This window comes from Streptomyces vinaceus (assembly GCF_008704935.1).
GTDB lineage: Bacteria > Actinomycetota > Actinomycetes > Streptomycetales > Streptomycetaceae > Streptomyces > Streptomyces vinaceus.
Map to the genome: position 1 here is coordinate 6,162,993 of NZ_CP023692.1, position 12,008 is coordinate 6,175,000.

A 12,008-nucleotide genomic window follows, 5' to 3' on the forward strand; every position below is an offset into this window, starting at 1 on the left:
GACGGCATGAGCGATCCAGGCCAGAACGATCCGGCCGAGAACGATCCAGGCCGGCCGTACGATCCCGCCCACCCGCACTGGTTCGACGACGAGGCCGGTCCCGTGGTGCGCCCGTACGCCATGACCCGCGGCCGGACCAGCCACGCCGGCCAGCACCGGCTCGACCTGATCGCGCTCGTCGTCGCCGAACCGGCGGCCGACGATCCGGTCTGGGACCTGACCCTGTCCCCGGAGCACTCCCACATCCTCGGACTGTGCCGGGAGCGGCCGCAGTCGGTCGCCGAACTCGCGGCGGAACTCGACCTCGCGGTCGGGGTCGTACGCGTCCTGATCGGCGATCTGGCCGACGAGCAACTGGTCCATGTGAACCGGCCGGTACCCCCGGCCGAACTGCCCGACGAATCCATTCTGCGTGAGGTGATCGATGGCCTTCGGGCGCTCTAGCCGCACCGGTGCCATGCATGCCGTGTCACCGGTCGAGCCGCTGACCCTGAAGATCCTGGTCGCGGGCGGCTTCGGGGTGGGCAAGACCACCCTGGTCAGTGCGGTCAGCGAGATCAGACCGCTGCGGACCGAAGAACTGCTGTCGGAGCCGGGCATCGGCATCGACGACACGGGGGGAGTGGAGGGCAAGAGCACCACCACCGTGGCGATGGACTTCGGCCGCATCACGCTGCGCGAGGACCTGGTGCTGTACCTCTTCGGCACGCCCGGACAGGACCGCTTCTGGTTCCTGTGGGACGAGCTGGCCCAGGGCGCCCTCGGCGCCGTGGTCCTCGCCGACACCCGCCGCCTCGCCGACTGCTTCGCCGCCGTCGACTACTTCGAGCGGCGGGGGATCCCGTTCACGGTCGCCGTCAACTGCTTCGACGGCGCCGAACGGCACCCGGTGGTGACCGTGCGGGAGGCGCTCGACCTCGATCCCGAGGTGCCGGTGCTGCTGTGCGACGCCCGGGACCGGGAGTCCGTCAAGGACGTCCTGGTGGGGGTCGTGGAACACGCGATGTCGCTGGCGCGGGCCCGGCGCCGGAGCCTGACCGCGGGGGGCTGAGGCACCCGCCCCACAGGAGGCGGCCCGTACCCCCGCCGACTGGGGTACGGGCCGCGGCTCTCATGGGGGGTCGGAGGGCCTCGGCCGGGCGTCGTACGCGGCGGGAGGCTGTGGAGCGAGTGTGAACCCGCCTCCGGGGGCCGTCAAGCGTTCCGACAACAGCCCCTGTTCAGGATCCGCGCCCGCCCGCGGCCGTCACGCGGGCGTGGCCGCGGCCGTCACACGACGACCCGCCTCACCGCACCGCGAGGGCCCGCCTCACCGCACCGCGACGACGGCCGATCCGTGCCCGAACAGCCCCTGGTTCGCGGTGATCCCCGCCCGCGCCCCCGGCACCTGCCGGTCCCCGGCCGTGCCCCGCAGCTGCCAGGTCAGCTCGCACACCTGGGCGATGGCCTGCGCCGGCACCGCCTCCCCGAAGGAGGCCAGCCCACCGCTGGTGTTCACCGGCACCCGGCCGCCGAGCGCCGTCGCGCCCTCCCGCACCAGCTTGGCCCCCTCGCCCTCGGCGCACAGGCCGATGTCCTCGTACCACTCCAGCTCCAAGGCGGTGGACAGGTCGTACACCTCGGCGAGCGAGAGGTCCCCGGGCCCGAGCCCGGCCTCCTCGTACGCCGCCCGCGCGATCGACGCCCGGAACGAGCCCGGCGCCGGCCGGACGGCGGTCACCGAGTCCGTGGCGATGTCCGGCAGGTCGAGGACCGTACGGGGGTACGTCGGCGTCACCGTCGACACCGCCCGGATCCGCACCGGGTCGGCGACGCCGCGCGAGCGCGCGAAGTCCATGCTGCTCAGGACCAGGGCCGCGCCCCCGTCCGAGGTGGCGCAGATGTCGAGCAGCCGCAGCGGATCGGCGACGACCGCCGAGTCCGCGACCTCCTCGGCCGTGACCGGCTTGCGGTAGCGGGCGAGCGGATTGAGCGCGCCGGCCGCGGCGTTCTTGACCTTGACCTGTGCGAAGTCCTCCAGCGTGTCCCCGTACACGGCCATCCGGCGGCGCGCGTAGAGGCCGAAGTACGCCGGGTTCGTGGCGCCCAGTACGCGAAAGCGCAGCCAGTCCGGATCGTCCGGCCGGTCCCCGCCCGCCGGGGCGAAGAACCCCTTGGGCGCCGCGTCCGCGCCGACCACCAGGACGACGTCGGCCAGCCCGGCCAGGATCTGCGCCCGCGCCGCCCCGATGGCCTGCGCTCCGGAGGCGCAGGCCGCGTACACGCTGGTCACCCGCGCGCCCTGCCAGCCGAGCGCCTGGGCGAAGGTCGCCCCGGCCACGTACCCGGGGTACCCCGAGCGCACGGTGTCGGCGCCGACGATCGACCGGACGTCGGACCACTCCAGCCCGGCGTCGGCGAGCGCGGTGCGGGCCGCGGCCCGTCCGTACTCGACGAAGCTGCGGCCCCACTTGCCCCAGGGGTGCATGCCCGCCCCGAGGACGGCGATGTCGGCGCTCACGCGGAGCCTCCCGTCGGCCGGAACCGCCAGGTGGTCCACACGGTTCCGGTGTCGGGGTCCTCGTTCAGCACGCCGCCGACCACCTCGACCTCCGCCCCGACCGCCAGATCGGCGACCGTGACCCCGGGGACCGTCTGCCCGAGCACGACCATCCCCTCGGCCTCCAGCTCCACCGCGACCAGGGTGTACGGCTCCCAGGGCGCCTCCGGGTCGGACACGTACGGCGCGGGCGGCCGGTAGCGCCCGTCGGTGTAGGACCACACCCGGCCGCGCGGGGACAGCGGCACCTCGGCGAGGAGGCCGTCGCCGGGGCAGTGCGGATTGCGGCAGTACGCGTCCTCGCGCGGGAAGAACACCGCGGCGCAGGCGGAACACCGGGTGCCGAGCAGCCGGAAGCCGGCGCCGTCCGGCCCGTCCTCGGTGAACCACCCGCTGACGACGGGGGTGCGTGTGCGTTCCAAGGGACCCTCCCTGGGCAGTCATCTGACGATGCGTCAGGTTCCCTCGGAGTCTGCCACGGGCGCGCGGCCCTGGCACGGGTTCTCGGCGAGCCACTTCTGCGCGGTCTCGGCAAGCTCCGCGTCCCGCCCGGCCAGCATCATCCGGATCATCTGCGCGTCCCCGCGCAGCGACCAGGCGGGGTGGCCGAAGGTGGCCGGGTTGTTCCCCTCGATCAGGAAGTGCGCGGGCCAGGCGGTGCCGTACCCGATCACGGGGAGCGCGGCGAGGAACCGCTTGCGGCCGCGCGCCAGCCCGTACGCGGTGAGGGCCAGGCCGGTCAGGGTGCCGCAGAGGTGGATCCAGCGGGTGGCGGCGCGGGAGTGCTGGGCGACGTAGTAGGGCCAGAACTCCTCGTACGTGGAGAAAGTCATGCGGGCACGGTACTCACGGCCTCAGGAGGGCAACAGGGACCGCGAGGACGGCGGTTGGCATACGATCACGGCATGCCGGCACAGCAGAGGGACTCACACTGCTCCACCTGCGGATCGCTGTTCGACACGACCGCCTGGCCCCGTACGTGCGCCTCCTGCGGGGCCGTCACGTACCGCAATCCGCTCCCGGTGGCCGTCGCGCTGCTCCCCGTCGAGGACGAGGCGGGCACCGGGCTGGTGGTGATCACCCGCACCATCGAGCCCGCCCTCGGGGGCATCGCCCTGCCCGGCGGCTTCATGGACTTCGGCGAGGACTGGCGCGACGCGGTCGTACGCGAACTGCGCGAGGAGACGGGCATCCACGCCCCCGCCTCCGACGTCCTCCTGGCCGACGCCATGAGCTCCCCGGCGGGCCACCTGCTGCTCTTCGGACTGCTGCCGCAGCGCCCCACCGCCTCCCTCCCGCCGTCGGCCCCGACCGACGAGACCACCGGCTGGCACGTCCTGCGCACCCCGACCGAGCTGGCGTTCCCCCTCCACACCCGAGCCACGGCTGCCTGGTTCGCGGGCCGCTACCCCGCCTGAGGGCTCACGCCCCTCGGGCGCGGACGAACTCCGCCGGCGTCAGACCCCTTACCTCCACCCCCTCCACGGGCTCACCGGCCTCGTCCTCCACCACCACCGCGTCCTGCACCCACCGCACCGCGTACCGCTCGACCTCCCCCGCCTCGAACCCCGGCCCCGGATCCCGGATCACCACCCCGCCGCCCGCGCGCCCCCGCGCCGGAGCCCACGCCTCCAACGCCACCCCGCCCCCGGCGGAGCGCACCGGCAGCACCGCCCCCGCCCGCGCCAGCACCGGGATCCGGCCCTGCGGGGCGTCCAGCAGGATCTGCCCGGGGCCTTCGTACGCCGTCCCCGTCGCCGTGTCGTACCACCGCCCCCTCGGCAGCCGCACCGCCCGCCGGTCCGCCCCGCACTCCAGCACCGGCGCCACCAGCAGCGCGTCGCCGAGCAGGAACGCGTCCTCGCAGTCCCGCAGCGCCCGGTCCTCCGGCGCGCCCCACCACAACGGCCGCACGTACGGCGCCCCCGTCCGCCGCGCCAGCTGGGCCAGCGTCAGGAAGTACGGCCGCAACCGCTCCCGCTCCGCCAGCACCTCCCGCGCCCGCTCCGCCACCTCAGGCCCGAACTCCCACGGCTCCCGCCGCCCGGCCCAGATCGCCGAATGCGTCCGGAACAGCGGCAGGTACGAACCGAGTTGCAGCCACCGCAGATACAACTCCGGCGACGGCGAGCCCCCGAAACCGCCCACGTCCGGCCCCGAGTACGGCACCCCGCACAGACCGAGCCCCAACACCAGCGCCAGCGAGGCCCGCAGCCCCTCCCAGCCCGTCTCCACGTCCCCCGACCACGTGCCCCCGTACCTCTGCATCCCCGCCCATCCCGACCGGGAGAACAGGAACGGCCGCTCGGCCGGCCGCAGCCGCACCAGCCCCTCCCACCCCGCCCGCGCCATCCCGAGCGCGTACACGTTGTGCGCGGCCCGGTGGTCCCCGCCCGCCCCGTCCATCGCGTGCCGCGCCGAGCGCGGCAGGGTCATGTCCCCGAACGGAGCGAAGGACACCGGTTCGTTCATGTCGTGCCACACCCCGGCGAAGCCCTGCTCCAGCCGCTCCGCGTACAGGCCGCCCCACCAGGTGCGCACCGCCGGATCCGTGAAGTCCGGGTAGGCGCACTCACCGGGCCAGACCTCGCCGCGCACCTCCTGCCCCAGAGCGTCCCGTACGAAAGCCCCGCCCGCCCCCACCGCCAGCCCCGACGCGTGCACGGCGTCGCCCGCCTTCACCGCCGGGTCGACGATGGACACCAGCCGTACGCCCTGATCCGCCAGCTCCCGCGCCAGCCCCGGCAGGTCCGGGAACCGCTCCGCGTCCACCGTGAAGACACGGTGCTCGTCGTAGTGGTCGATGTCCAGGTGCACGGCCGACAGCGGCAGCCCGCGCGCCGTGTAGCCCGCCACCACCCTGCGCACCTCCTGCGCGCTCCCGAACCCCCACTTCGCGTGCTGGTAGCCGAGCGCCCACTCGGGCGGTACGGCGGCCCCGCCGGTCAGCCCCGACCAGCCCTGCAGCACCCGGGCCGGCGTCCCCACCAGTACCCAGCACCGCAGCGGCCCGCCCTCCATGCGCAGCTCGCTCGCCCCCGGCCGGTCCGCCCCGGAGCCGGCGCCCTCCTCGCCCTCGCGCAGCGCCACCCGCCCGTCCCAGGAGTTGTCGTGGAACACCAGGTGCGTCCCCGCGTCCGCGACCACCATCTGCACCGGCATCGTGATGTACAGCGGATCGTCGCCCGGCCCGAACCCGCCCTTGGGATCCGTGTTCCACAGCCGGTACACCCCGTCGCGCAGCCGCGGCCCGCCGGCCCGCCCGCCCAGCCCGAAGAACCGCGCGTCCGCCGGCACCTCGGACCGCTGGAGCCACCGCGCCTCGACGGGCTCCCCGGCCACCGGCTCGGCCGGCTCCCACCAGCGCGGCGGCAGCTCCCGGCGCAGCACCGTCCCGCCCGGCGTACGGACCTCGATCGCCCCGTGCCGGGAGACCGCCACCGTCACCCGCTCCGAGACCACCCGCCAGCCGCCGCCCGTGTCCGGCTCCAGCACGGCCCGCGGATCGGGCTCCGGCCCGCTGCCCACCAGTGCGTACGACGGCGTCGGCCCGGCCCCGTCCCAGCCCCAGAACACCGCGCCGCCGGCCGTGACCCGTACGAGCAGCTCCGAGCGGGCGAACCTCAGCACGCCGCCGCCCGGCCGCGGCTCCGTACCGCTCAGCAGACCCGGCACGCGGGCCCGCTCCGCGCCCCGGCGCGGGAGCCCCAGCGCGTCCGCGCGCCGGTGGCGCCAGGCCGAGCGCCACGCGCGCCGCCCGCGCTCCGTACCGATTTCCATCACCGCACGCACCAGATCGCGACCGTTCATGCTGCTCACCCTGCCACCGGCCGCCCGGCGAGCGGGCGGCGTTCAACTTCCGTTCACTCGTCCAAGAGGCCCCTGGTGCGGAGGTGGATCACATGGCATGGTCCCTGTGAGCCGCCGCGCACACCCACCGCGCGACGGCGCCGTACGCACGCCACGCACACATCACGCACACGACGCGCGAGCCGCAGACTTGACCGGGAGCCGACCCATGACCTCAGCCACCCCGCCGGAACCCCTCTGGTCCCCGGGCCCCGACCGGATCGCCGCGGCCCGCATCACCGCCTTCCAGGCCTGGGCTGCGGAGCGGTTCGGAGCCCCCGCGGACGGCGGCTACCCCGCACTGCACAGCTGGTCAGTCGACGAACTCGACACCTTCTGGCAGGCCGTCGCCGAGTGGTTCGACGTACGGTTCACCACCCCGTACGAGTCCGTCCTCGCCGACCGCTCCATGCCGGGCGCGCGCTGGTTCCCGGGCGCCACCCTCAACTACGCCGAGCACGCCCTGCGCGCGGCCGAGGACCCGGCGCGCGCGGACGACGCCGCGCTCCTGTACGTGGACGAGACCCATGAGGCCACCCCGGTCACCTGGGCCGAGCTCCGCCGCCAGGTCGGCGCACTCGCCGCCGAGCTGCGCGCCCTCGGCGTACGCCCCGGAGACCGGGTGAGCGGCTACCTCCCCAACATCCCCGAGGCGGTCACCGCGCTCCTGGCCACCGCCGCCGTCGGCGCCGTGTGGACCTCCTGCGCGCCCGACTTCGGCGCCCGCAGCGTCCTCGACCGCTTCCAGCAGGTCGAGCCCGTGGTCCTGTTCACCGTCGACGGCTACCGCTACGGCGGCAAGGAACACGACCGCCGCGACACCGTCGCCGAGCTGCGCGCCGAGCTCCCCTCGCTGCGGGCCGTCGTCCACATCCCCCTGCTCGGCACGCCGGCCCCCGAGTCCGCCGTCGCCTGGTCGGACCTGGTCTCCGGCTCCGCCGAGCCGGTCTTCGAGCCGGTCCCGTTCGACCACCCGCTCTGGGTGCTCTACTCCTCCGGTACGACGGGCCTGCCCAAGGCGATCGTCCAGTCGCAGGGCGGCATCCTCCTGGAGCACCTGAAGCAGCTCGGCCTGCACTGCGACCTCGGCCCCGAGGACCGGTTCTTCTGGTACACCTCCACCGGCTGGATGATGTGGAACTTCCTCGTCTCCGGCCTGCTCACCGGAACCACGGTCGTCCTGTACGACGGCAGCCCCGGCTACCCCGACACCGCGGCCCAGTGGCGCATCGCCGAGCGGACCGGGGCCACCCTGTACGGGACCTCCGCCGCGTACGTCATGGCCTGCCGCAAGGCGGAGGTCCACCCCGGCCGGGACTTCGACCTCTCCGCCGTGAAGTGCGTGGCCACCACGGGCTCGCCGCTGCCCCCCGACGGCTTCCGCTGGCTGCACGACGAGGTGGCCGAGGACCTCTGGATCGCCTCCGTCAGCGGCGGCACCGACGTCTGCAGCTGCTTCGCCGGCGCCGTCCCCACGCTCCCCGTCCACATCGGCGAACTCCAGGCGGCCTGCCTCGGGACCGACCTCCAGTCCTGGGACCCGTCCGGAAAACCGCTCACCGGGGAGGTCGGCGAGCTCGTCGTCACCAACCCGATGCCCTCCATGCCGATCCGCTTCTGGAACGACCCGGACGGCAGCCGCTACCGCGACAGCTACTTCGAGATGTTCCCCGGCGTCTGGCGCCACGGGGACTGGATCACGATCACCGACCACGGCTCCGTCGTCATCCACGGCCGCTCCGACTCCACCCTCAACCGGCAGGGCGTCCGGATGGGCTCCGCGGACATCTACGAGGCCGTCGAACGCCTCCCCGAGATCAAGGAATCCCTGGTCATCGGCCTGGAGGAGCCGAACGGCGGCTACTGGATGCCCCTGTTCGTCCACCTCGCGCCCGGCGCCACCCTCGACGACGACCTCCGCGGCCGCATCAAGGCGACGATCCGCGAGGAGCTCTCCCCGCGCCACGTCCCCGACGAGGTCATCGAGGTCGCGGGCATTCCGCACACCCTGACGGGCAAGCGCATCGAGGTCCCGGTCAAGCGCCTCCTCCAGGGCACGCCCATGGCGAAGGCCGTCAACCCGGGCTCGGTCGACAACCTCGACCTCCTGCACTTCTACGAGGAGCTGGCCCGCACCCGCACCCGCGACTGAGGTCGGCGAGGTCACTGTCAGTGGCGATGGTTACCGTGAGTGAGCAGTCGATCGCGTCTGCGTCACCGCACCACTCAGGGGGAACCATGCGACGGACGAGCCACCACACCGGCCACGACGACGGCCGGCCCGCCCACAGCGGCGGCCGCACCACCCGGCGCCGCCTGCTGCGCCGCGAAGTCCCCCACACCGTCGGCCTCCTGGCCGACGCCGGGGACTTCGCGGCCATGCGCGGCTACCGCAGCTTCACCTTCGACCACCAAGACGACTACGGCGACTACCTGCGCCACGTCGAGGGCCTGCTCCGCTCCCTGGCGGCCCAGGGGCTCCACACCACCGTCGCCCTCTTCGACCCCGAGGAATACGCCGAGTTCTGCCGCGAACACGGCGTCGACCCCGACACCGCCGAAGCCCGTACCCGCTTCACGGCCGAACTGGCCGGCGCCGGGGCCGTACTGCCCTACACCGGCCAGCCCATCGACGAACTCGTCCCGCTCCTCGTCGACGAGGCCGTCCGCCAGGCCACCTGGGAGTACGCCACCACCCTGCTCGCCGGCGTCGGCAGCTGCGCCGACTGCGGCGAGGACATCGGCCACGCCTCCTTCACCCGGGCCACCGAAACGCTCACCCGCCTCGTCGACGGCGCCGGGCCCGGCCACCACCACCTCGTGTGCAGCGTCCCCACCCAGGACGAGCAGCTCGTCGCCGTCCTGCACGCCGAGGTCACGGCCGACCGGGACGGCCCACCGCGCATGGAGGGCCGCGAAGGACTCGACTTCGTGACCGTCCTCGCCGCCGGCCTCGCCCTCGGCGGCCCCGGGGGACTGGTGCTGCGCAGCACCACCGAGGGAGTCGGCGACCGGGTCCACGGCTGGCGCCTGGACCGCGGACGCCTGGTCCCCCTGTCCGCCGCGGCCGTGTTCAACGCCTACTGCACCGACGCCGACACCGGGGACCCCGTGGCCCCCGAGCCCGGCGTCGACTACCGCCCCGGCTACGAGGTGGACGACCCGACCCCGCACCACTGACCGACAAGGGCCGACCTGCGAGGCCGGCCCGTCGGGCCGACCTGTAAGGGGGACACGACCGAGGGGCCCCGCCACCGGCGAAGGCCCCTCGATCGCACACCGTCCTGCCGGCTACTCCCCGGACAGCACCGCCTGGGCGGCCACCCGCGCCTCCTCGGCGCTGTCGCACGCACGTGCCGCGGCCGCGGCACGCTCGCACTGGGCCAGCGTGTACTTGGCGAGCGTCGCCCGCACATAAGGAATCGAAGCGGCACCCATCGACAGAGAGGTGACACCCAGACCCGTCAGCACACAGGCCAGCAGCGGATCCGAAGCGGCCTCGCCACAGACACCGCAGCTCTTGCCCTCCGCCTTGGCGGCCTCGGCCGACATGGCGATCAGGTCGAGCAGCGCGGGCTGCCACGGGTCCTGGAGCCGCGACACCGCACCCACCTGACGGTCCGCGGCGAACGCGTACTGCGCCAGGTCGTTCGTGCCCAGCGACAGGAACTCGACCTCCTGCAGGATCGAGCGCGCCCGGAGCGCGGCGGAGGGGATCTCCACCATCGCGCCGAACTTCGCCCGCAGCCCGGCCTCGCGGCACGCGTCCGCGAACGCCTTCGCATCGGCGCGGTCGGCCACCATCGGGGCCATGACCTCCAGGTAGACCGGCAGACCCTCGGCCGCCTTCGCCAGCGCCGTCAGCTGCGTACGCAGAACATCCGGGTGGTCCAGCAGCGAGCGCAGACCGCGCACGCCCAGCGCCGGGTTCGGCTCGTCGGCCGGGGTGAGGAAGTCCAGCGGCTTGTCGGCTCCGGCATCCAGGACGCGTACGACCACGCGGCCCTCGGGGAAGGCTTCGAGCACCTTGCGGTACGACTCGATCTGCTTCTCCTCGGACGGAGCCTTCTTGCTGTCGTCCAGGAACAGGAACTCGGTGCGGAACAGACCCACACCCTCGGCCCCGGCCTCCACGGCCGCCGGCACGTCCGCCGGACCGCCGACGTTCGCCAGGAGCGGCACCTTGTGACCGTCGGAGGTCGCGCCCGGACCGGACGAGGCCGCGAGAGCCGCCTTGCGCTCGGCGGCCGCGGCCTCCAGCTCGGCCCGCTTCTCGGCGGTCGGCTCGACGAACAGGTCGCCGGTGCTGCCGTCGACCGCGATGACCGTACCCTCGGCGATCTCACCCGCACCCGGAAGCGCCACGATCGCCGGCACGCCCAGCGCCCGCGCGAGGATCGCACTGTGGCTGGTCGGGCCGCCTTCCTCGGTGACGAAGCCGAGGACGAGCGCCGGGTCGAGCAGCGCGGTGTCGGCGGGAGCCAGGTCCCGCGCGATCAGCACGTACGGCTCGTCGCTGTCCGGCACGCCCGGCATCGGCACGCCCAGCAGCCGCGCCACGATCCGGTTCCGCACGTCGTCCAGGTCGGCCACCCGGCCGGCCATGTACTCCCCGGCCCCCGCGAGCAGGTCGCGGTACGAGGCGAACGCGTCGTACACACCGCGCTCGGCCGTGCTGCCGACGGCGATGCGCCGGTCGACGTCCGCCATCAGCTCGGGGTCCGTGGCGATCATCGCCTGGGCCTCCAGCACGTGCTGAGCCTCGCCGCCCGCCAGCTGGCCGCGCGCGATCAGGTCGGCGGACACAGCCTCCACGGCCTTGCGGGCGCGCCCCTGTTCGCGCTCCGCCTCGTCCGCGGTGATCTGCTTGGCCGGCGGTTCGAGAACCGCCGTGCCCATGTGCCGCACCTCGCCGATCGCCACACCGTGGCTCACGCCGACGCCTCGCAGCGTTGTCTCCATTTCACCCGTCTCCGATTGAGCGGCGGGCCCAGCCGCCGCGGTGGATGTCCGACCCGCCCGTGCAGGCGGACGAGGTCACTGCCAGCTGAACAGGGCGTCGTCGGTCTTCACGTCGCCGGACTCGACGACGTCGCCGAGGGAGTCGGCGGTCGCCTCCAGCGCCACGACGGGGCAGATCGGCGACTTGCCGGCGTCCTCGACGGCCTGCGGGTTCCAACGGATGACGGCCTGGCCACGGGTGACGGTGTCGCCCTTGTTGACGAGCAGCTCGAAGCCCTCGCCGTTGAGCTGAACGGTGTCGATCCCGAGGTGGGTGAGGACACCGTGCCCTTCGCCGTCGACGACGACGTACGCGTGCGGGTGCAGGGAAACGACCACACCGTCGACGGGGGCCACCGCCTCCGACGGCTCGCGCACGGGGTCAATAGCGGTGCCCGGACCCACCATTGCGCCGGAGAACACCGGATCGGGCACTGCCGCGAGTCCGATGGCGCGCCCGGCGAGTGGGGACGTCACGCTGGTCATGGGGGGCCTCCCAGGGGGTGGGGCTTCAACGTGTCGTCGTCACAACCGGTGCTGTGACGACGTACTTTCAGCAGGGTATGTCATGACACGTCCCGGTTCGCTCGATGTGCGCCCCCTGCGGGAGAGCACGCCA

11 protein-coding genes are annotated in these 12,008 nt (G+C 73.8%); 5 read left to right on the top strand and 6 right to left on the bottom strand.

All coding sequences use genetic code 11. From position 1 onward, the window contains the following. Window positions 1-6: 6 nt before the first annotated feature. Both CP980_RS27910 and CP980_RS27915 read left to right on the top strand, forming a co-directional pair. Window positions 7-444 carry a DUF742 domain-containing protein gene (locus CP980_RS27910; RefSeq protein WP_132761233.1) on the top strand — a complete coding sequence of 146 codons (438 nt, stop codon included), beginning with the start codon at window positions 7-9 and terminating at the stop codon, window positions 442-444. Beyond that, window positions 425-1,051: a GTP-binding protein gene (locus tag CP980_RS27915; RefSeq protein ID WP_099893867.1), complete on the top strand. Its 627-nt coding sequence runs from the start codon at window positions 425-427 to the stop codon at window positions 1,049-1,051. Before CP980_RS27910 ends, CP980_RS27915 begins: the two co-directional genes overlap by 20 nt. Before the next feature lie 258 nt (window positions 1,052-1,309). On the opposite strand, the gene CP980_RS27920 is transcribed toward CP980_RS27915, so the two are convergent. Genes CP980_RS27920 through CP980_RS27930 form a run of 3 tightly spaced genes read right to left on the bottom strand, consistent with a single transcriptional unit; the run spans window position 1,310 to window position 3,372 of the window. Continuing rightward, the gene (locus CP980_RS27920) at window positions 1,310-2,500 is read right to left on the bottom strand and encodes a lipid-transfer protein (protein ID WP_132761234.1); all 1,191 of its coding nucleotides are present in this window, start codon (window positions 2,498-2,500) and stop codon (window positions 1,310-1,312) included. Continuing rightward, complete coding sequence (locus tag CP980_RS27925) at window positions 2,497-2,961, bottom strand: Zn-ribbon domain-containing OB-fold protein (protein WP_132761235.1); 465 nt, start codon at window positions 2,959-2,961, stop codon at window positions 2,497-2,499. The genes CP980_RS27920 and CP980_RS27925 overlap by 4 nt, the downstream gene beginning before the upstream one ends. A gap of 33 nt (window positions 2,962-2,994) precedes the next feature. After that, complete coding sequence (locus CP980_RS27930) at window positions 2,995-3,372, bottom strand: Mpo1-like protein (protein WP_150529312.1); 378 nt, start codon at window positions 3,370-3,372, stop codon at window positions 2,995-2,997. A gap of 72 nt (window positions 3,373-3,444) precedes the next feature. Between CP980_RS27930 and CP980_RS27935 the strand changes: the two genes are divergently transcribed. After that, window positions 3,445-3,957 carry an NUDIX domain-containing protein gene (locus tag CP980_RS27935; protein ID WP_132761237.1) on the top strand — a complete coding sequence of 171 codons (513 nt, stop codon included), beginning with the start codon at window positions 3,445-3,447 and terminating at the stop codon, window positions 3,955-3,957. Between the two features lie 4 nt (window positions 3,958-3,961). Here CP980_RS27935 and CP980_RS27940 read toward each other — a convergent pair whose 3' ends face one another. Further along, a complete protein-coding gene (locus CP980_RS27940; protein ID WP_132761238.1) occupies window positions 3,962-6,349 on the bottom strand; it encodes a glycoside hydrolase family 31 protein in 2,388 nt (795 codons plus the stop codon). A gap of 208 nt (window positions 6,350-6,557) precedes the next feature. On the opposite strand from CP980_RS27940, the gene CP980_RS27945 reads away from it, so the two are divergent. Together CP980_RS27945 and CP980_RS27950 are read left to right on the top strand one after the other, a co-directional pair. Next, window positions 6,558-8,540 (top strand): acetoacetate--CoA ligase, encoded by a 1,983-nt coding sequence (locus CP980_RS27945; protein ID WP_150529313.1) that lies wholly within the window; start codon window positions 6,558-6,560, stop codon window positions 8,538-8,540. An 86-nt stretch (window positions 8,541-8,626) separates the two neighbouring features. Further along, window positions 8,627-9,568, top strand: a complete 942-nt coding sequence (locus tag CP980_RS27950; RefSeq protein ID WP_229907403.1) for a hypothetical protein — start codon at window positions 8,627-8,629, stop codon at window positions 9,566-9,568. Window positions 9,569-9,679: 111 nt separating this feature from the next. On the opposite strand, the gene ptsP is transcribed toward CP980_RS27950, so the two are convergent. Together ptsP and CP980_RS27960 are read right to left on the bottom strand one after the other, a co-directional pair. Beyond that, entirely contained in the window at window positions 9,680-11,350 is a 1,671-nt protein-coding gene (gene ptsP / locus CP980_RS27955; protein WP_132761240.1) for a phosphoenolpyruvate--protein phosphotransferase, read from the bottom strand. A gap of 75 nt (window positions 11,351-11,425) precedes the next feature. Then, complete coding sequence (locus CP980_RS27960) at window positions 11,426-11,875, bottom strand: PTS sugar transporter subunit IIA (protein ID WP_099893874.1); 450 nt, start codon at window positions 11,873-11,875, stop codon at window positions 11,426-11,428. Between the last annotated feature and the right edge of the window lie 133 nt (window positions 11,876-12,008).